General features: G+C 73.4%; 19 protein-coding genes. 8 read left to right on the plus strand and 11 right to left on the minus strand.

Annotation, left to right across the window (positions count from 1 at the left end):
• Positions 1–148 precede the first annotated feature (148 nt).
• From G443_RS12270 to G443_RS12290, 5 genes are read left to right on the plus strand one after another with little or no spacing between them, the layout of a single operon-like run.
• Positions 149–1,471 carry an ABC transporter substrate-binding protein gene (locus G443_RS12270; RefSeq protein WP_016699884.1) on the plus strand — a complete coding sequence of 441 codons (1,323 nt, stop codon included), beginning with the start codon at positions 149–151 and terminating at the stop codon, positions 1,469–1,471.
• Complete coding sequence (locus G443_RS12275; protein ID WP_016699883.1) at positions 1,468–2,412, plus strand: carbohydrate ABC transporter permease; 945 nt, start codon at positions 1,468–1,470, stop codon at positions 2,410–2,412. Before G443_RS12270 ends, G443_RS12275 begins: the two co-directional genes overlap by 4 nt.
• Positions 2,409–3,266, plus strand: a complete 858-nt coding sequence (locus tag G443_RS12280) for a carbohydrate ABC transporter permease (protein ID WP_016699882.1) — start codon at positions 2,409–2,411, stop codon at positions 3,264–3,266. The genes G443_RS12275 and G443_RS12280 overlap by 4 nt, the downstream gene beginning before the upstream one ends.
• The gene (locus G443_RS12285) at positions 3,263–4,339 is read left to right on the plus strand and encodes a hydroxyacid dehydrogenase (RefSeq protein WP_245588664.1); all 1,077 of its coding nucleotides are present in this window, start codon (positions 3,263–3,265) and stop codon (positions 4,337–4,339) included. Before G443_RS12280 ends, G443_RS12285 begins: the two co-directional genes overlap by 4 nt.
• Complete coding sequence (locus tag G443_RS12290) at positions 4,336–6,300, plus strand: DUF2264 domain-containing protein (protein ID WP_026417225.1); 1,965 nt, start codon at positions 4,336–4,338, stop codon at positions 6,298–6,300. The genes G443_RS12285 and G443_RS12290 overlap by 4 nt, the downstream gene beginning before the upstream one ends.
• A 147-nt stretch (positions 6,301–6,447) precedes the next feature.
• On the opposite strand, the gene G443_RS12295 is transcribed toward G443_RS12290, so the two are convergent.
• From G443_RS12295 to G443_RS12340, 10 genes are all read right to left on the minus strand, one after another.
• Positions 6,448–6,768, minus strand: a complete 321-nt coding sequence (locus tag G443_RS12295; RefSeq protein WP_026417226.1) for a gas vesicle protein K — start codon at positions 6,766–6,768, stop codon at positions 6,448–6,450.
• Between the two features lie 218 nt (positions 6,769–6,986).
• Positions 6,987–7,205, minus strand: a complete 219-nt coding sequence (locus G443_RS12300; RefSeq protein ID WP_030104098.1) for a gas vesicle protein — start codon at positions 7,203–7,205, stop codon at positions 6,987–6,989.
• A gap of 5 nt (positions 7,206–7,210) precedes the next feature.
• Complete coding sequence (locus G443_RS12305; protein ID WP_051313271.1) at positions 7,211–8,068, minus strand: GvpL/GvpF family gas vesicle protein; 858 nt, start codon at positions 8,066–8,068, stop codon at positions 7,211–7,213.
• Complete coding sequence (locus tag G443_RS12310) at positions 8,065–8,493, minus strand: gas vesicle protein (RefSeq protein WP_026417228.1); 429 nt, start codon at positions 8,491–8,493, stop codon at positions 8,065–8,067. Before G443_RS12310 ends, G443_RS12305 begins: the two co-directional genes overlap by 4 nt.
• 52 nt (positions 8,494–8,545) lie before the next feature.
• Entirely contained in the window at positions 8,546–9,673 is a 1,128-nt protein-coding gene (locus G443_RS12315; protein ID WP_051313273.1) for an SRPBCC family protein, read from the minus strand.
• Positions 9,670–10,416, minus strand: a complete 747-nt coding sequence (locus tag G443_RS12320; RefSeq protein ID WP_051313275.1) for a hypothetical protein — start codon at positions 10,414–10,416, stop codon at positions 9,670–9,672. The genes G443_RS12315 and G443_RS12320 overlap by 4 nt, the downstream gene beginning before the upstream one ends.
• A 7-nt stretch (positions 10,417–10,423) precedes the next feature.
• Positions 10,424–10,669 carry a gas vesicle protein GvpG gene (locus G443_RS12325; RefSeq protein ID WP_016699676.1) on the minus strand — a complete coding sequence of 82 codons (246 nt, stop codon included), beginning with the start codon at positions 10,667–10,669 and terminating at the stop codon, positions 10,424–10,426.
• Between the two features lie 14 nt (positions 10,670–10,683).
• A complete protein-coding gene (locus G443_RS12330; RefSeq protein WP_026417229.1) occupies positions 10,684–11,421 on the minus strand; it encodes a GvpL/GvpF family gas vesicle protein in 738 nt (245 codons plus the stop codon).
• The gene (locus G443_RS12335) at positions 11,421–11,861 is read right to left on the minus strand and encodes a gas vesicle structural protein GvpA (RefSeq protein ID WP_016699674.1); all 441 of its coding nucleotides are present in this window, start codon (positions 11,859–11,861) and stop codon (positions 11,421–11,423) included. Before G443_RS12335 ends, G443_RS12330 begins: the two co-directional genes overlap by 1 nt.
• A 142-nt stretch (positions 11,862–12,003) precedes the next feature.
• Complete coding sequence (locus tag G443_RS12340; RefSeq protein WP_016701351.1) at positions 12,004–12,324, minus strand: gas vesicle protein GvpO; 321 nt, start codon at positions 12,322–12,324, stop codon at positions 12,004–12,006.
• Between the two features lie 445 nt (positions 12,325–12,769).
• Here G443_RS12340 and G443_RS12345 point away from each other — a divergent pair, with 445 nt between their 5' ends.
• Together G443_RS12345 and G443_RS12350 are read left to right on the plus strand one after the other, a co-directional pair.
• Positions 12,770–13,465, plus strand: coding sequence for a TetR/AcrR family transcriptional regulator (locus G443_RS12345; RefSeq protein WP_016701171.1), 696 nt, complete (start codon positions 12,770–12,772; stop codon positions 13,463–13,465).
• Positions 13,462–14,370, plus strand: coding sequence for an alpha/beta fold hydrolase (locus tag G443_RS12350; protein ID WP_026417230.1), 909 nt, complete (start codon positions 13,462–13,464; stop codon positions 14,368–14,370). The genes G443_RS12345 and G443_RS12350 overlap by 4 nt, the downstream gene beginning before the upstream one ends.
• A gap of 279 nt (positions 14,371–14,649) precedes the next feature.
• Here the strand turns inward: G443_RS12350 and G443_RS12355 are convergent, their stop codons facing one another.
• Positions 14,650–15,450, minus strand: coding sequence for a TetR/AcrR family transcriptional regulator (locus G443_RS12355; protein ID WP_026417231.1), 801 nt, complete (start codon positions 15,448–15,450; stop codon positions 14,650–14,652).
• A 236-nt stretch (positions 15,451–15,686) separates the two neighbouring features.
• Between G443_RS12355 and G443_RS12360 the strand changes: the two genes are divergently transcribed.
• Entirely contained in the window at positions 15,687–16,910 is a 1,224-nt protein-coding gene (locus G443_RS12360; protein WP_016701168.1) for an FAD-dependent oxidoreductase, read from the plus strand.
• Positions 16,911–17,009: the final 99 nt, after the last annotated feature.

The raw sequence follows: 17,009 nt of genomic DNA on the forward strand, positions 1-17,009 counted from the left end.
CGTCGGCGGGAGCCGGTCCCGCCGGTGACGAGACCCCGGTCACTTTCGTTCCTGTTCGTTTCCGTTCGGTTCCGCTCGCAACGATTGACGTCGAACTCTCTCACACGGTGGAGTGACGCGAACCACCGCCAGAAGGGACATCCAAGCAATGGTGCTTGATACCGGCTGGTCGCGGCGTGCCTTCCTGCGGGCGACACTGGGCGCGGCGGCCCTCGGCGCGGGCGGCGCGACGCTGTCCGGCTGTTCCTCCTCGACCACCGCCTCCGGCGCGACCAGGGTGCGGATCTGGTCGTGGCTGACCGGGATGGACCGGTACGTCGCGGCCTTCAACGCCGCCCAGCGCGAGGTGCACGTCGAGCTCAGCGTCATCGCCGCCGGTCTGGACGGCGGCTACGCGCAGCAGACCAACGCGATCCGGGCCCGCAACGCGCCGGACATCCTGCACGTGGAGTACCAGGGCCTGATCCAGGTCCTGGCGACCGGCGGGCTGCGGGACATCACCGACGACATGAGCGATCTCGCCGAGGGGTACTCGGACGCGGCCTGGCGCGGGGTCCGCCCGGACGGCCGTACCTGGGCGGTGCCGATGGACCTCGCCCCGATGGTCTTCTACTACCGGGCGGACCTCTTCGACCGGCACGGCATCGCCGTCCCCCGCACCTGGGACGAGTTCCGAGTGGCCGCCGAGGCGGTGCGGGAGGCGGACCCGGCGGCGAGGCTGACGACGTTCCCGCTCAACGACGGCTCGTTCTTCGCCGGGATGTCCTGGCAGGCGGGCCAGCCGTGGTGGCGGATCGACGGGGACACCTGGGTGGTCGACGTCGACGGCGAGGGCACGCTGCGGACGGGTTCCTACTGGCAGGACCTGATCTCCTCGGACCTGGTCGGCAGCGGTGGCACCGGCACCCAGGACTGGATCGCGAGCATGCACGAGGGCCGCCTGTGGGGGCTGCTCGGCGCGTCCTGGAGCGTGGGGACGTTGCAGAAGTCGATTCCCGACGACACCGGCCGCTGGGCGGTCACCACGATGCCCACCTGGGGCGGCGAGCCGGCCAACGGGATGCAGGGCGGCACCGCCTTCGGGGTGTCGGAGGACAGCCAGGTCCCGGAGGCGGCGATGACCTTCCTCCGCTGGTTGAGCACCGACCCGGAGGTGCCGAGGATCGGGGCGACGTTCACCTCGCCGTTCCCCGGCTACCTGCCCAACCGGGAGGTGGCCCGCGACGAGGTCGGGTTGGACTACTTCGTGGGCGACCCGGTGTTCGACGTGTTGGAGGAGGCGGACCGGCGGGTTCCCGAGTGGACCTGGGGGCCGAACGCCCTGGGGCTGTTCTCGAACATCACCGACTCCTTCGGCGGGGTGCCGGCCGGGCGGACGACGATCCCGGACGCGCTGCGCCGGGTGCAGGGCGTGGCGTTGTCCGGGTTGCGGGAACGCGGGCTGTCCGCGCGGGCCGGTGGTGCGGCATGACCGTCGTCACGGACCGGGGGGACTCCTCCGCTCGTCGCCCGGCTCCCTCCCCCGCCCCCCGCCGGATGGGCGGGCGAGCGGGTCGGGCCAGGTTGGCCCCGCTGCTGCTGGTCGCCCCGTTCGCGCTGCTGCTGCTCGCCACCGTGCTGGTGCCGATCGGGTACGCGCTCTACCTGAGCCTGTTCACCGAGCGGTTGTCCGGGTTGGGTTTCTCCGGCCCGGAGGACGTCTTCGTCTGGCTGTCGAACTACGGCGCGGTGCTGTCGGACCCGGCCTTCGCCGAGTCGGTGTGGAACGTGGCCCGCTACGCGCTGGTGCACGTCCCGCTCATGCTGGGCGCCGCGCTGGTCCTCGCGCTGCTGTTGGACGGGGCCGTGGTGTGGCTGCGCCAGGTGTGGTCGCTCGCGGTGTTCCTGCCCTACGCGGTGCCCGGCGTCATCGCCGGCCTGGTGTGGGCCTACCTGTTCAGCCCGGGGATCGGCCCCCTCAACGACGTCCTGCCGTGGGATCCGCTGGGGTCGGAGGGCGTGCTGCCCTCGATCGTCACGATGGCCACCTGGCAGTGGATGGGCTACAACATGATCATCTTCTACACCGCGTTGCGCACCGTGCCCCGTGACGTGCTGGAGGCGGCGCGGATCGACGGCGCCGGCCCGGTGCGCACCGCGCTGTCGGTGAAGGTGCCGATCATCCGACCGACGATCTTCGTCGCGCTCGTGTTCACGGTCATCGGTTCCCTCCAGCTGTTCACCGAACCGCTGGTGCTCCGTTCGTTCACCGGCTCGGTGACCAGCACCTGGACCCCGAGCCTGTACGTCTACGAGGCGGCGTTCATCACCAACGACTACGGCCGGGCGGCGGCGGCCTCGCTGCTCCTCGCGTTGGCCTGCGCGGTGCTCTCGGCGCTGGTGATGCGGCTGTCCACGAGGAGGTCCGGATGAACGGGGCGCACCGGAACGGCAGCAGGTGGACCTCCCGGAGCGCGGTGCACGTCGTCCTGGTGTTGGCGACGCTGTACAGCGTGCTCCCGCTGGTCTGGCTGGTGACCTCCTCCACCAAGAGCCTCGGTGACTTCTCCACCACGGGGGCGTTCGAGCTGGGCGAGTGGAACCTCGGCACCAACGTCGGGGACCTCCTCGCCGAGGAGGACGGCGTCTTCCTGCACTGGGCGGTCAACTCGCTGCTGTACGCGGGGGTGGGCGCGCTGCTGGGGGCGCTGATCTGCTCGGCCTGCGGATACGCGATCGCCAAGCTGGACTTCCCCGGTCGTCGGGCGTTGTTCGCGGTCACGCTCACCGGAGTGCTGGTCCCCACCACCGCGCTGGCGCTGCCCCTGTACCTGTTGGCGTCCGAGCTGCGGATCGTGGACACGTTCTGGGCGGTGTTCATCCCGTTGCTCACCAACCCGTTCGGGGTCTACCTGGCCAGGGCGTACGCGGAGGCCGCGATCCCCGGGGAGCTGCTGGAGGCCTCCCGCATGGACGGCGCGGGGGAGCTGCGCACGTTCTTCACCGTGGCGCTGCCCCTGATGCGCCCTGGGGTGGTCACGATCCTGCTGTTCCAGTTCGTGGGCATCTGGAACAACTTCTTCCTCCCGTTGGTCATGCTCACCGATCCGAAGCTGTTCCCCATCACCCTCGGTCTCTACCAGTGGAGTTCGCGCGTGACCCAGTTCCCGTCCTACACCCCGCTCGTCATCACGGGCTCGCTGCTGGCGGTGGTCCCGCTCATCGTGGCCTTCGTGGTGCTCCAACGCCAGTGGCGTTCCGGGCTGGCCGCCGGGAGCGTCAAGTGAGCGCGCCGGAGGGGCCGGTCCTGCCCGGCGAGCACGGGACCGACGGCGGTGGACGGCGCCCCCGGTCGCGGCCGGAGACGACGCTGGTGCTCGACCCGTCGTGGTTCGACACCCTCTTCGGGGCGGAGGAGCTCGCCCGGCTGCGGGCGGCGGCGTCCCTGGGTGACCCGGTGGTCGCCCACGACCTGTCCTCCCCGGCGGCGCTGCGCCGGCTGGCCGAGACGGAGGTGCTCATCACCTCCTGGGGTTGTCCGCCGTTGACCGCCGAGGTGCTGGACGCGGCTCCCCGGCTGCGGGCGGTGTTGCACGCCGCGGGCAGTGTTCGGGGGCACGTCACCGACGCCGTGTTCGACCGGGGCGTTCGGGTCACGACCGCCGCCGACGCGAACGCGGAGCCGGTGGCCCAGTACACGCTGGCCGCCGTGTTGTGGGCCTTCAAGAAGATCCCGTTCCTGGCGGCGGACGCGCGGGTGCACCGCGCCGACTGGGGCTACCGGGAACGGCACGGCGAACTGTCCGGTCGGGGTCGGGTGGTGGTCCTGGTCGGGTTCTCCCGGGTGGGCCGCCGGGTGGCGGAACTGCTGACCCGGCTGGACCTCGCCAGGGTGCTGGTGGTGGACCCGGTGGCCGACCCGGCGGCGGTGCGGGCGGCGGGGGCGGAGCCCGTGCCGTTGGCGGAGGCGCTGCCCCTGGCCGACGTGCTCAGCCTGCACGCCCCCTCCCTGCCGGAGACCCGGCACCTGGTCGGCGCGGCCGAGCTGGCGGAGCTGCGGGACGGCGCGGTGCTGGTCAACACCGCTCGCGGTGCGCTGGTGGACACCGAGGCGTTGGAGCGGGCGTGCGCGGGCGGTCGCCTGTACGCCGTCCTGGACGTCACCGACCCGGAACCGCTGCCCTCGGGTTCTCCGCTGTACACCCTGCCCAACGTGGTGCTCACCCCCCACGTCGCGGGCTCGCTGGGCTCCGAGACGCGGCAGCTGAGCGCGGCGGCGCTCACCGAACTCGAACGCTACGCGGCCGGGTTGCCGCCGCTGGCTCCCGTCACCCGCGAGTCGCTGGCGGTGCAGGCGTGATCCCCGCCGAGGACAGGGACCTCTCACCGCGCACGGGGTGGACCCGCCGGCACTGGGAGGCGGTCGCCGACGACATGCTCACCGCCGTCGCCCGCCACCGCTCCCCGCTGGGCGCGCGGTACGACCTGCCGGGGCCGGCGAGCCGCAACGGCGTGCTCTCCGACGGGTTGGAGGGTTTCGCCAGGACCTTCCTGCTGGCCGGGTTCCGGGTGGCGGGGGCGGGCGGCGCGGACCCGACGGGCCTGTTGGAGAGGTACGCCGAGGGCCTGGCCGCCGGCACCGACCCGGCGTCACCGGAGCGCTGGCCCCGCCCGGACGAGCTGGGGCAGGCGAAGGTGGAGGCCGCCTCGGTGGCGCTCATCCTCCAACTCACCCGACCGTGGTTGTGGGATCGGCTGGACGACGGGGTGCGCCAGCGGACCGTCGAATGGCTGGGCACCGTCGTCGGCCAGCCGTACCCGCCGATCAACTGGGTGTGGTTCCGGATCGTGGTGGAATCGTTCCTCCGCGAGGTCGGCGGCCCCTGGTCCAGGGAGGACGTCGAGGCGGACCTGGCGGTGCACGCGTCGCTGCGACGACCCGACGGGTGGCTGAGCGACCACGCCGAGGAACGCGCCTACGACCACTACACCGGGTGGGCGCTGCACCTGTACCCGCTGTTGTGGGCCGAGTGGTTCGACGTCGTCGGTTCCCTGTGTCCGCCCGCGTTGCGCGAGACGTGGGCCGGCGACCTGCGCCGGTACCTGCGGGACGCCGTCTCGCTGGTGGGCGCGGACGGTTCCCCGCTGCTCCAGGGGCGCAGCCTGGTCTACCGGTTCGCCGCCTCGGCGCCGTTCTGGGTGGGGGCCCTCGCCGGTACCGGCGGTGTCGCCCCCGGCCAGGCCCGCCGGGCCGCGAGTGGCGTCCTGCGGCACTTCGTCGACCGGGGGGCGTTGGGCGGGGACGGGCTGCTGTCCCTGGGCTGGCACCACGGGTGGCCGGGGATGCGGCAGTCCTACTCGGGTCCGGCGTCCCCGTACTGGGCGGCCAAGGGGATGCTCGGGCTGGCGCTGCCCGCCGACCACCCGGTGTGGACGGACCAGGAGCTGCCGTTGCCGGTGGAGACGGCGGACGTGTCCTCCGTGGTCACCGCCCCCGGGTGGTTGGTCACCGCCCGGCGGCGCGACGGCATCGTCACCGCCGTCAACCACGGGACCGACCACGCGGTCCTCGGCGCTGAGGTCGCCGACTCCCCGCTCTACGCCCGGTTGGGGTACTCGACGGCCACGGTCCCGCCGCTGACGGGTCCGACGGTGGCGGACCCGCTGGACAACTCGGTGGTCCTGCTCGATGCCGGGGGACGCGCCACCCACCGCACGGGGTTCGGGACGCTCCTCGCCGAGCACCGGTCACCCGACGTGCTGGTCGCCGCCTCCTCCGGCCGGGTTCGCTGGGTCGACTCGACGGGCGACGCCTCCCCCGACCACGGTTCGGGCCGGACCGGGCCGGTGACGGCGGGACCGGTGGTGACGGTGGCCTCGGTCGTGCGGGACGGCGTGGAGGTGCGGATCGTCCGGGTGGCGCCACCCACTCCCGGCCAGCGGTGGCGGGCGGTGCGCCTGGGCGGCTGGCCGGTGGCGGACGACGACCAGCCGACGGCGGGGTGCGGTGCGCGGGTGACGACCGCGCGGCTCAGCTCGGAGGTCCGCCCGCTGGTCGGCCTGCCGCACGCCGGGGTGGTGGTGGAGCGCGGCACCGGCCCGCTCGCGGACTGGACGGCCGTTCCGTGGCTGGCCGCGCGGGGTGAGTCGCCGCACGGGGTGTTCGCGGCGGTGGTGGAGCTGCGGGGCACCGGCGGTGGCCACGGCGGGACGCCGCCCGACCCGACGGTCGACGTCGGGCCGGAGTCGGTGGCGGTGCGCTGGCTGGACGGCGTCCGGACCGAGGTCGCCATGCCCGCGTCCTCCGCGCGGGCGGACTGATCCCCGCGCGCCTGGCCCTCCCTCTCGGGGCCGCACGGGCCGCCGTGCCGGTGGGCGCGGGTTGGCCGGTACCCGCGTGCCCGCCGCACCGGCCCGCCGACCCGGCCACCGGTTCCGGCGATGGGGAGGGCGCGCCCACGCCGCCACCTACAGCAGGGAACCGAGGGGGCCCAGGTCGAGGTTCAGGTCGGAGGCGCGCAGGCCGTAGCGCTCACGCAACTCGGTCATCCTGTCCTCCAGCAGCATGAGCGTGAGACCCATGCGTTCCTCCTGCTCCTCGGTGAGGTCGCCCTGGTCGACCCGGCGCAGCGCCTGCCGCTCGACGAGCTGCCGCAGCAGCTCGACGATGGTCAGCACGAGCTTCATCAGGTCGCGTTCCACCGTGTCGGGGTGGGCGTCGACGCGGTTGGGGAGTTCCCTGGCCGCCTCGGTGAGCGCGGCCGTGACCCCGGCGCCCACCCCGTCCATGTCCGCGCCCCCGCCGGCCGCGGTGTTCGCGGCCCGCCCGCCGGGCTGGGTCCCACCGATCCTGATCGTCGAGGGCACGCCGCCGGTCGTCGGGCCGTCGTCCGTGTCCGCCACACCGCCTCCTTCCACTCCACCACCGCTCCGGTGGTGCCCGTCGTCGGGCCGCCGCGCCGCCGGCCAGGAGCCCCGACCAGGCCTCGGGTGCCGTCCAGTTCGCCTCACCGCTCCCACGGCGAGGGGACGTCCGGCCGCACCGAGGTGATCAGCGCCCGCAGCGAGATGTGCACGAGGTCCACGTCCGCGATCGCCAGCGTCAGGTCACCGGTGAGCACCACCCCGCCGGCGAGCAGCCGGTCCAGCAGGTCCACCAGTGAGACGTCCCGGTTGGCCAGCGGGAGGTCACCGTCCTCGTCGCCGGGCACGAGTTCGGTCGCCATCCCGGTCACCGCTCCACGGTGGACGGGGAGGGGTCGGGCGAGGTCCGTTCGTCCAGGCCATCGGGGACGAACGAGTAGGGCACCCAGGGGCCGGTCAGCTCCACCCGCACCCCGGGTTCGGCCCGCGACCACCGCTCCACCTCCGCGGCGAAGGCCCGCGTGTTCTCCTCGGACACCAGGAACGCCGCGTTGAGCACGTTCCCGCCCCGGGCGCCGGACAGCTGGTTGTCCTGCGCGCGGTGCCTCCGCCGGGCCTCCGCCAGCTGGTCGAGGCGGTCGACCAGCCGGGTGGAGAGGTCCGACGCGCGTTCCCAGGCCCGTTCCCGCGCCTCGCGCCGCTGGATCCGGCGGCGCAGGTAGGCGCGTCCGGCGCCCCCACCGCCCGGGGTGGTGGGGCGGGAGGGCGCTGGTGCCGCCCGGTCACCCTCGTCCGCCGGGGCCGGGGTGTCGTCGGTGAAGACCTTGACGCCCCATTCGGCCCGACCGGCGAACCGGTCGAGGGCGGAGAGGAACTCCCGCGCCCGACCTCGCACCATCTGGCGGACCCGTTCGTCGTCGTCGTAGATGGTGGCCAGCCGCAACGGCAGCACCGGTCGGTGGGCCGCCATGTCGGACACGACCGTGTGGTGTCCCCTGGCGACCGCTTCCAGCCGGCCGAGGTCGTTGAGGCTGTCCTTGAGGGCAGCCTCGCTGAAGTGGTCGCGGGGCAGGGAGCTGACCACCGCCGTCAGCGGGCCGACCGGCAGTGCCCGGACCGACGCGCCGTCGATGCCACCGGAGGGCGGTGTGTGCCCCTGCCCGCTGTCCGGTTCGCTCGTGGTGACGGCGTAGACGTAGGTGATGGTGGCGAGCGTGGCCGTCATCGGGCATCCTCCTCTGTCTCCGCCACCGCACCGGACCGGGGAGCCGAGGGACCGTCCCGTTCGGCCTCGGTCCGACCGGAGGGGGCGAGGGTGGGGCGTTCACCGGCTTCCAGCGCCCGGATCCGGTCCCGCAGGCGTTCGTTCTCCTCGGCCAGGTCGCCTCGCCGGGCGCCGGAGGACAGCGTCGGGTCGTGTTCCCACCAGTCGATGCCCATCTCCTTGGCCTTGTCGACGGACGCGACCAGCAGGCGGAGCTTGATGGTGAGCAGCTCGATGTCGAGCAGGTTGATCTTGATGTCGCCGGCGATGACGACACCCTTGTCCAGGACCCGTTCCAGGATGTCGGCGAGGTTCGCCCCCGTCGACTGGGACTGGGTGCCGGCGACCCGGGAGGGCGCCCCGGACCAGGCCATCGGTTCTGTCATCGCGCTGACCCCTCCTTCCTCGTCGCGAGACCTTCCCGGTGCCGGTGCGCGCTCAGCGCCGCGCCGAGGTCCGGTGCCGCCCGGCGGCCTCGTCCTCGTCGGCGTCGTCGACCTCGTCCTCCGGTCCCAGGTCGTCCTCGTCGGCGTCGTCCTCGAACTCGGGTCCGTCCTCCTCGTCGTCCTCGTCGTCGTCCTCGTCGTCGTCCTCGGCGCGCGCCTCACCCCGGTGGTCGTCCTCGTCGGCGTCGAACTCGTCCCGCCGTCCGGCGGTGGCGTCGTCCGGTTCGGAGGAGCGGTCCGCGTCCGACGGGGTGGCCCCGTCGTCGGGACGGTCCTCCTCGTCGCGGTCGACGACCGCGCCGTCGCGCACCTCGCCACGCCACCCGTCGGGCCGTTCCTCCCGGAGGGAGACGAAACGCCGGAAGTGGGCGAGGTCCCGCCGCACCCTGCGCCGCTGCGCGCCGAAGGCGTTGCCGAGCCGCTCCAGCAGCCCTCGGGGCCGGTGGTCGAGCACGAGCAGGACCCGGGTCAGGTCGGGGGTCACGTCGTGGAAGGTCACCGTGCCCCGCGTGGTGCCCTTGGTCCCGTCCGAGGTCCAGCGGATGCGTTCGTCTGGCACCTGTTCGAGGATCTCCGCCCGCCACGTCCGCCGGGAGAACAGGATCCTGGCCGACCAGTCGGTGGTGGTGTCGTCGACCTGGTCCACCTCGCGGACACCCTCGGCGAACCGGTCGAAGTCCTGGAACAGGGTCCACTGGTCGTAGACGTCCCGCACCGGCAGGCCGACGTCGAGGTCCTCGACGATGGTGACGGACCGGCCACCGCCCTTCTTCCTGGCGCGGCGGTCGAGCACGCGCCGGGTGGCGGTGCGCAGGCGGCCGCCGAGCGTGGAGAGGCCGGAGCGGACCGCGCCGAGCGGTCCTCGGCCGCCCTTCCCGTCGCCGGTGTCGTCGGTCGACACCGAGCGGTCGCCCCCGCCGGCCAGGCGCTGGGTGGCGGCGCCCATCCGGTGCCCCGCCCAGGTCAGCGCGTGCCTGGCCCGTGCCTGGAGGTGGCGTTCCACCTCCAGGAGGAGGCGTTCGCCGGAGGCGTTCCTGCTGGCGAGTTCGCGGAGGTTGGCCAGTGGCCCCTGCTCGTCCGCGCGCCCGGTCCTCTCCTTGACGTCGCTGGTCCTGGTCATGCTCCACCCCGCTTGGTCCGCGTGCTCCGGCCGCTCGACCCGCCGGTCGTCGTCCCGCTCGTCGTCCTGCCTCGTCGCGCGCCCTCGGCCCTGGTGGTCCGGCCGGTCGGCCCGCCGGTGCCCCTGGACTTCGAGTCCTCACCGGACGAGGACGACTTCCTCCCTGGGGAACCCCCGGTCGTGCTCGAGCGCGACCGGGTGCTCGTTCGCCCGCTGGACCTGGTGGGTGCCGCGTCGTCGTCCTCGGCGGACCGGGCGTCCTCGCTCTCGCCGTCGACGTCCTCCGCGTCGGGTTCGCCGTCCCCGCTCCCGGAGGCCCGTCGCACCGACCTGCCCGCGTCGCGCGCCGACTCCCCCACGTCCGTCACGGTGTCCTCGGCGCGCTCGCCGGCGTTCGTGGCCGCCTCCTCGGCGGTGCCGGTGGCGTCCCGACCCTGTTCGGCGAGGGCGCGGGTGCGCTCGCCGAGGGTGTCGGCGAGGCGGTCGGCGCGGTGGGTCAGCGCGGCCTGGGCGGCGGTCTTGCCGGCCTCCCACAGGCTTTCCCTGGCCTGCTCCCGCAGCTCGTTGAGGTCGGCGGAGGTGCCGATCTCCTTCGCCACCGTGACCAGCATGCGTTTGGGGTCGAGGTCGAGCTTCTTGCCGACCAGCCACAGCCCGAGGCCGATCGCGAGTTTCGCCTTCCGGCGGCGACCGAGCAGGTATCCACCCGCCACGGCCACCGCCACCTTCGCTCCGGTGTTCACCGTCGTCTCACCCTTCCGTTCCGCCCGGCCGGGGTCCGGCCAGCCGGTCCAGCAGCTCGTCCTCCCGGCTGTCGAACTCGTCCTCGCTGATCAGGCCGGCTTCCAGCTGCCGTTCCAGTTCGACGAGTTCCCGGCGCACCGCCTCCGGTGCGTGGTACTCGCGCTCGGCCGCCGCCAGCACCTGCCGGAGGGTCCAGCCGACCCCCCGGGCGGGTGCGAGCGGAAGTCCCAGCACCATGCCCAGCAGACCCACGGGTCACCCGCTCGTCACGCCGCCGTGGACGCCCGGAGGTCCACGAAGCTGTAGGGCGGGAGGGGGCCGACGGCCCTGATCTCCAGCCATTCCCCGAACCGCCTCTCGGCCACGGCGACCTGGTCGTGGAAGGACTCCATGCCGTCGCGGGGCACCAGGAACGAGGCGTTGAGCAGCGGGCCGCCCACCTCGCTCGGGACCGTGCTGACCTGGTGGGCCGCGGGTCCCAGGACGTCGAGGACGGCCGAGGCGTCCTCCCGCCGGCGCACGTCCAGGGCACCGGCGACCAGTTCTCCCAACCGGAGCCGGTCCTGGTGGCCCGCCCCCTCCCTGGTCCGTTCGTTGAGCCTCAGCAGCTCCGGGTCGGCGAGGAGGATCTGGCGGAGGACGACGTCCTCCCGGTGGGTCACCTTGACGTTGATCTCCACCATCTGGTCGACCTCGTCGAGCAGATGGGAGAAGTGGGCGGCACCGGCCGCGAGCTCGCGGAGGACGGTGCCCTCGTCGGGGGAGACGACCCCGAAACCGAAGGGCAGCACCGCGCCCTGCTCACCGAGGGCGTCCAGGACCCGCTGGTGCGCGATCAGGTCGCGCCGTTTCCCCCGCAGGTCGCGGGGGGCCTCGCTGACCACGACGGCCAGTCCTCCGTCGCGCAGGACCCGCAGGGGCGGCCGGTCCGGGCCCACCCCGTGGTGGGAGGACAGGTCGGCGGGGTGGTCACCTCGGATGATCCCGTACAGGTAGAACGTCATCAGCTGGCCTCCTCCTTGCGGCGAGCGCTCCGACGGCGTGGCTGCTCCTCGTCGTCACGTCCCTTCCCGGAGGCCTCCTCGCGACCGTCCCGGAAGGACTCCGCGACCGTCTCCACCGCCCCGGAGAGCGCGCCCTTGGACTTGCCCTTGGCGCCCTTCTCGGTGATGCTCCCGATCATCTCCGGAAGGGTCTCGGACTTGGAGTTGTGCGTCAGGTCGAGCCGGTTGCAGGCCTCGGCGAAACGCAGGTAGGTGTCCACACTGGCCACCACCACCCGAACGTCGATGGTCAGCAGTTCGATGCCGACCAGGGACACCCGGACGAAGGCGTCGATCACCAGTCCCCGGTCCAGGATCAGTTCCAGGACGTCGTACAGGCTGCCGGACCGGCCGCCTCCCGAGCCGCTGGCCTGGCTGTTCTGCTGTGTCGCGACGGTCATCGTGCGCTGCCTCCTCTTCTGCCTCGGCGATCGTGCGCCGTGGAGCGTCTCGGCATGTCGTTCCCGTCGGCTCCGCGCCCGGTCGGCGCGGAGTGGCGGTGGCGTGGGCGGGCGGGGGCGGGTCGGGGCCGCCCGCACCGGGTCACCGGTCGGCCTGCCCCCGTGCGTAGCGCGCGATCCGCTGGTAGCCCAGGAGCTCCCCGTCGGAGTCCACCTCGACCCGGTAGGTGGCCAGCAGGCTCATGGTGTCGGGGACCCTGGCGAGCTCGACGACCTCGAGGGTCACCTGCCAGCCCTCATCGGCGCGGGACAGGCCGGAGACGCTTTCCGGGACGAGTCCGGTGATGTCCTGGAACTGGTCCCGCGCCGCCCGCACCCGCTGGGCTGCTCCCAGCCGCCGGCCGGCGCGGGGCGCCTCCTCCTCGTCAGCGGTCCTCGGCGTGTCCGCGTCCTTCTCGGGCATCTCCGCTGCCTCCCTCCCACCCACCGCCCGGTGTCACCGTGCGTGTCGCTGCGCTGGTCCGTCGTCTACCCGAACGAGTGAGAGGCGAAACGGCCGAGGAAGCGCCCTCCTCTCGACGCGATGGACGGGAGCGAGTGGGGAACGCCCGGTCAGCGAAGTCCTCACAGGACTTCTCCGGTGGCGGAACTCCCTGGTGACGAGCACCGGGTCGGCCGGAGCGGCGACCCTCGGCCGCCGGGGGTGGGGCGGCCGGGCGGCGCCGCCGGGGCGGGGAGGCGGGACGCGCCAGACCTTGGGCACGGGCTCACGGCCACCACCGGCCGACCCCGTCGCCGCCCCACGCACCCCGCCGTCGAGGACGCCCCCACCCCTCCGCCCGAGACACCCCGCCCCCGTAGTGACCAAAGTATGTATTGTGGTCACTACGACGTCCCCAGGAGAGGCGATGCCCCGACCACTGATCCCCAACAGACCGGACGCGATCCTCGACGCCGCCGAGGCCCTCGTCCTGGAACACGGCTACGACCGCATGACGATCGACCGCATCGCCGCTCGCGCCGGGATCGGGAAGGGCGCCGTCTACCGGGAGTACGACAGCAAGCCCGCCGTGCTCGACGCACTGCTCCGCCGGTCGATGCGACGACTCGTCGCCACCGTGCGACGTCGGGTCGTCGAGCACGAGGGGACGGTGGGGCTGAGCCTCGCGTGGCGCCTCGGCCTGAACGCGTTGCGGGCCGACCCGCTGATGCTGCGCTGCTACCTCGGTGACACCGACCTGCTCGGCTCCTACGTCCGCTCCGTCGAGGACGACCGGTACGTCTCCCGGCGGCGGTGGCTGGTCGAGTACCTGACGGCCATCCAGCGGGCGGGCGCCCTCGACGCCGAGGTCGATCCGGACGCCCTGGCCATCGTGCTCAGCTCCATCAGCATCGGTCTCATCTCGGCGTCCTCGGTGGTCGGGCCCATCAGCCCCGAGCAGTTCGACCGGGCGGTCGAACTGGTCATCACCCTCGTCGAACGCGGCCTCGAGGCGAACACCGCTCCCGACCCGGAACGGACCCGCCAGGCCCAGTTCGGACAGCTCGACCTGATCTCCCACCAGCTCGACCCCGCCACCACGACAGAGGAGCACCCCTCATGACACGGTCCATCTTCGAGTCGTCGGCGGACCTCAGCCTGGCCGGCGGACCCATCCGGCTGCACCAGGCCGGGCCCAAGGGCGCTCCCCCCGTGCTGCTGCTGCACGGCGCGATGCTGGACACCTCCGAGTACACCTGGCGCGGGATCCTGCCGGGCCTGGCCAGGGCGCACCGGGTGCACGCGATCGACTGGCCCCGGCACGGCGGCAGCCGCCCCTGGCAACGAGGTCGCCGCATCACCCAGGAACTCCTCGAACAGATCATCACCGAACTGCTCGACCACCTGGGCATCGCGAAGGTGACGTTGGTCGGCCTGTCCATGGGCGGCGGCGTCGGGCTCGGCTACGCGTTGAACAACCCCGACCGGGTCGAGCGCGTCGCGGCGTTGGCGCCGGGCGGTGTCGGCGCGCGCCGCCCCTGGCAGTTCCTGACCTGGCTCACGCTGCGCACCCCGGGCATGCTGCGGTCGACGAGCTGGTTCCTCGCCCGCGACACCACCTACCTCCGGAAGTCGATGCGTGGTTTCCTCACCGCCGGTGAGGACACCCAGCACTTCGAGACCCTCCACGAACTCGCCCACGCCGAGTCGGTGGCCAAGCACCGGCACCGCGAGCCGGCGTTGGACGACTGGCAGGTGCTCTCCTACGGCCCGTGGCGGATGGCGCTCGACCACACCCCGCGGCTGCCGGGGCTCCGGATGCCGGTCCTGTGGATCCGGGGTGACGAGGACCCGCTCGTCGGCCACTCGGAGCTGGCCACCGCCCACCAGTTGGCCCCCGACTCCCGCTTCGTGACGCTCACCGACGCCGGCCACGTGGCCCCGCTGGACAAGCCCGCCGAGGTGACCACCCTGCTGCTGGACTTCCTCGCCGAGGAGCGCGCGGAGGACACCGCACCCCGGGCCTGACGCGCCCTTCGGACCAGCTGACCCGCGCGAGCGGTGAGTGACCGACGGACGCCACGTGGACCGGCCACCGCGTTCCTCTCGCGGGCTGGCCGGGGAGCCGGTGCGCGCGTCGCGGAGCGCGCGGCTCCCCTCGCCGGGGCTCCCGCTCGACGTCCGCACCCCTCCCGGTGCCACCCCGGCGCCGGGAGGCAGGGGCTCGGCGGGTCGGCGTGCCGCACGAGCGGCGGACGGCCTGGGGCCGGGCAGTCCACCAGCCGGCGAGCCGGGCCGCCGCTCGCGTCACCCCGGGGGTTCGGCCATGCGGGTTGATCGCAGGAAGGCCGCCGTGAACTCCTCCACCGCCCGGTCGGTGGAGGGCAGCTCGTCACCGAGCGACGGGGCCAGCACGGGTCGCAGCAGCAGGTGCATGAGCATGGGGCCGACCAGCAGTTGGACGAGCAGCGGCATCGGCAGTGGCCGCACCCTCCCGGCTCGCACCTCGCCCATCACGAGTTCCCCGACGCTGCCGAAGAGGCGGGGGAAGTTCTCCTGGAGGAACTCGCCGGCCGGGCCGCCGGGCCGGCTGAGCATGTCACCGAAGATCGCCGGGATGACGCGCGGTTCCCGCTGGAACGCCGCGACCACCGCGCGGTAGATGGCGCGGACGGTGTCCTCCGTGGTGGCGGGCGGGTCACGCCGGAGGGAGTCGAGCGCCAGCACCGGGCTGTACCTGTCGAACACCGCCCCGAGCAGACCGTCCCGCCCCCCGAACACCGTGTGCAGGCTGGGCAGGGAGCAGCGCGCCTCCGCGGCCACCGCGTCCAGGGTCACCGCGCCGAGCCCCCGCTCGCCGATGAGGGTGGCCGCCGCCTCCACCGCCCGCTCCCGCACTGGTCGGCGACCACCGGGGTCGATCCCCGCATCGCGGACCGCCTCGTCCAGGCGAGCGCGGGTGCCGCCCAGCCGCCGCAGCAACGTGCTGCGGGAGATGCCGGCCGCCTCGGCGATGGCGGTCAGGGGTACGTCGGCGACGTCCTGCCCGCGCTCCCGGCTCGCGGCCAGCGCCGCCTGGACGAGTTCCGAACCCACCTGCTCCGACATGGTCCCCTCCTCGGCGCACCGCGACCCTACCGTTCGCCGCACGGGCACGAGCGGACTCGGATGACCGGGCACGGGGGGACCGCGTCGGCGCGATCGACCACGGCTCGCCGCCGCACGACATCCCCGCGGCCTCGCCGGAGTCGGGCGGTCACGACAACCTCGGGGTTGACACGTGGCACTTCGATATACATATCATCGTTCCAGATTTCACCGACGACGACGGTGAGGGGACGACGATGACGACGAGCACGGTTCTCATCGCGGGGGGTGGACCGGCCGGCATGACGCTGGGCCTGCTCCTCGCCCGCGCGGGCATCCAGGTCACCGTGCTGGAGAAGCACGCCGACTTCCTGCGGGACTTCCGGGGCGACACGGTTCATCCGTCCACCCAACGCCTGCTCGACGAGTTGGGTCTCGGAGACGCCTTCCGGGCGCTGCCGCAGACCCCGCTGGGGAACCTCCTCCTCCCCGGTCCGGGTGGCGACCCGGTCACGATCGCCGACTTCACGCTCCTCCGGGGGACCCACCGGGAGGTGCGGATGGTGCCGCAGTGGGACCTGCTGAACCTGCTGGCGGAGGCGGCGAGCCAGGAACGCACCTTCACCCTGCGCCGGAACACCGAGGTGATCGACCTGGTCCGGTCACACGGGAAGGTCGCGGGAGTGCGGTACCGGACCAGCGACGGCGAGGAGGGCGTCCTCCACGCCGACCTCACCGTCGCCTGCGACGGCCGCGCCTCGGTGCTGCGACGCGCGGCCGGGCTGCGACCCGTGGAGTACCCGGTGCCGCTGGACGCGTGGTGGTTCCGCCTGCCCCGCACCGACGACGGCACGGCCGTCCCGGCCCTCATCCCGAGGTCCGTGGACGGTGCGATGCTGCTCGTCCTCGCCAGGGAGGGTTTCCAGCAGCTCGCCTTCCTCGCGGCCAAGGGGCGGGATCCGGAGCTCCGGGCGGAAGGGGTCGAGGCGTTCCGGCGGCGGATCGCCGCGATCCGACCCGACCTCGCCGAGGAGTCGGGGGCACTGCGGAGCATGGACGACGTGCACCTGCTCGACGTCAAGTTGAACCGGCTCCGCCGGTGGTCGGTCCCCGGCCTGCTCTGCATCGGCGACGCCGCGCACGCGATGTCCCCGGCGGGCGGCGTGGGCATCAACCTCGCCGTGCAGGACGCCGTGGCCACCGCCCGCCTGCTGGCCGACCCGTTGCGACGGGGTCACGTCACGCCCCGCGACCTCGCGAGCGTCCAGCGACGACGCCGGATGCCCACGGTCGTGATCCAGGCGTTGCAACGGGTGCTGCACCGGTCCGTCATCGCGCCGGCGTTCTCGGGGAGGCGGACGAACCCTCCCCGGCCGCTGGTCGCGGTGGTGCGCCGCGTCCCCGCCGCTCGGCGGGCGCTGGCAGCGTTGATCGGCTTCGGCCCGCGCCCGGAGCGGGCGCCCGCGTTCGCCCGACGTTGAGAGGGACGGGACACGGGGGCGAACAGCTCCCTTCCCACCCACTGGGAAATGACCGCCGCCACCGGGCGCTCTTCCGTCCCACCAGTCTCGCTATCGCCC

This window comes from Actinoalloteichus caeruleus DSM 43889, assembly GCF_000429185.2.
Lineage (GTDB): Bacteria > Actinomycetota > Actinomycetes > Mycobacteriales > Pseudonocardiaceae > Actinoalloteichus_B > Actinoalloteichus_B caeruleus.

What these genes read in the sequence shown, in the direction of transcription:
- G443_RS12345 (WP_016701171.1), top strand. Translation starts at nt 12,770, where the DNA reads ATGCCCCGACCACTGATCCCCAACAGACCGGACGCGATCCTCGACGCC.
- G443_RS12280 (WP_016699882.1), top strand. Translation starts at nt 2,409, where the DNA reads ATGAACGGGGCGCACCGGAACGGCAGCAGGTGGACCTCCCGGAGCGCG.
- G443_RS12310 (WP_026417228.1), bottom strand. Translation starts at nt 8,493, where the DNA reads ATGACAGAACCGATGGCCTGGTCCGGGGCGCCCTCCCGGGTCGCCGGC.
- G443_RS12360 (WP_016701168.1), top strand. Translation starts at nt 15,687, where the DNA reads ATGACGACGAGCACGGTTCTCATCGCGGGGGGTGGACCGGCCGGCATG.
- G443_RS12350 (WP_026417230.1), top strand. Translation starts at nt 13,462, where the DNA reads ATGACACGGTCCATCTTCGAGTCGTCGGCGGACCTCAGCCTGGCCGGC.
- G443_RS12330 (WP_026417229.1), bottom strand. Translation starts at nt 11,421, where the DNA reads ATGACGTTCTACCTGTACGGGATCATCCGAGGTGACCACCCCGCCGAC.
- G443_RS12315 (WP_051313273.1), bottom strand. Translation starts at nt 9,673, where the DNA reads ATGACCAGGACCAGCGACGTCAAGGAGAGGACCGGGCGCGCGGACGAG.
- G443_RS12295 (WP_026417226.1), bottom strand. Translation starts at nt 6,768, where the DNA reads ATGGACGGGGTGGGCGCCGGGGTCACGGCCGCGCTCACCGAGGCGGCC.
- G443_RS12275 (WP_016699883.1), top strand. Translation starts at nt 1,468, where the DNA reads ATGACCGTCGTCACGGACCGGGGGGACTCCTCCGCTCGTCGCCCGGCT.
- G443_RS12335 (WP_016699674.1), bottom strand. Translation starts at nt 11,861, where the DNA reads ATGACCGTCGCGACACAGCAGAACAGCCAGGCCAGCGGCTCGGGAGGC.
- G443_RS12340 (WP_016701351.1), bottom strand. Translation starts at nt 12,324, where the DNA reads ATGCCCGAGAAGGACGCGGACACGCCGAGGACCGCTGACGAGGAGGAG.
- G443_RS12300 (WP_030104098.1), bottom strand. Translation starts at nt 7,205, where the DNA reads ATGGCGACCGAACTCGTGCCCGGCGACGAGGACGGTGACCTCCCGCTG.
- G443_RS12355 (WP_026417231.1), bottom strand. Translation starts at nt 15,450, where the DNA reads ATGTCGGAGCAGGTGGGTTCGGAACTCGTCCAGGCGGCGCTGGCCGCG.
- G443_RS12305 (WP_051313271.1), bottom strand. Translation starts at nt 8,068, where the DNA reads ATGACGGCCACGCTCGCCACCATCACCTACGTCTACGCCGTCACCACG.
- G443_RS12270 (WP_016699884.1), top strand. Translation starts at nt 149, where the DNA reads ATGGTGCTTGATACCGGCTGGTCGCGGCGTGCCTTCCTGCGGGCGACA.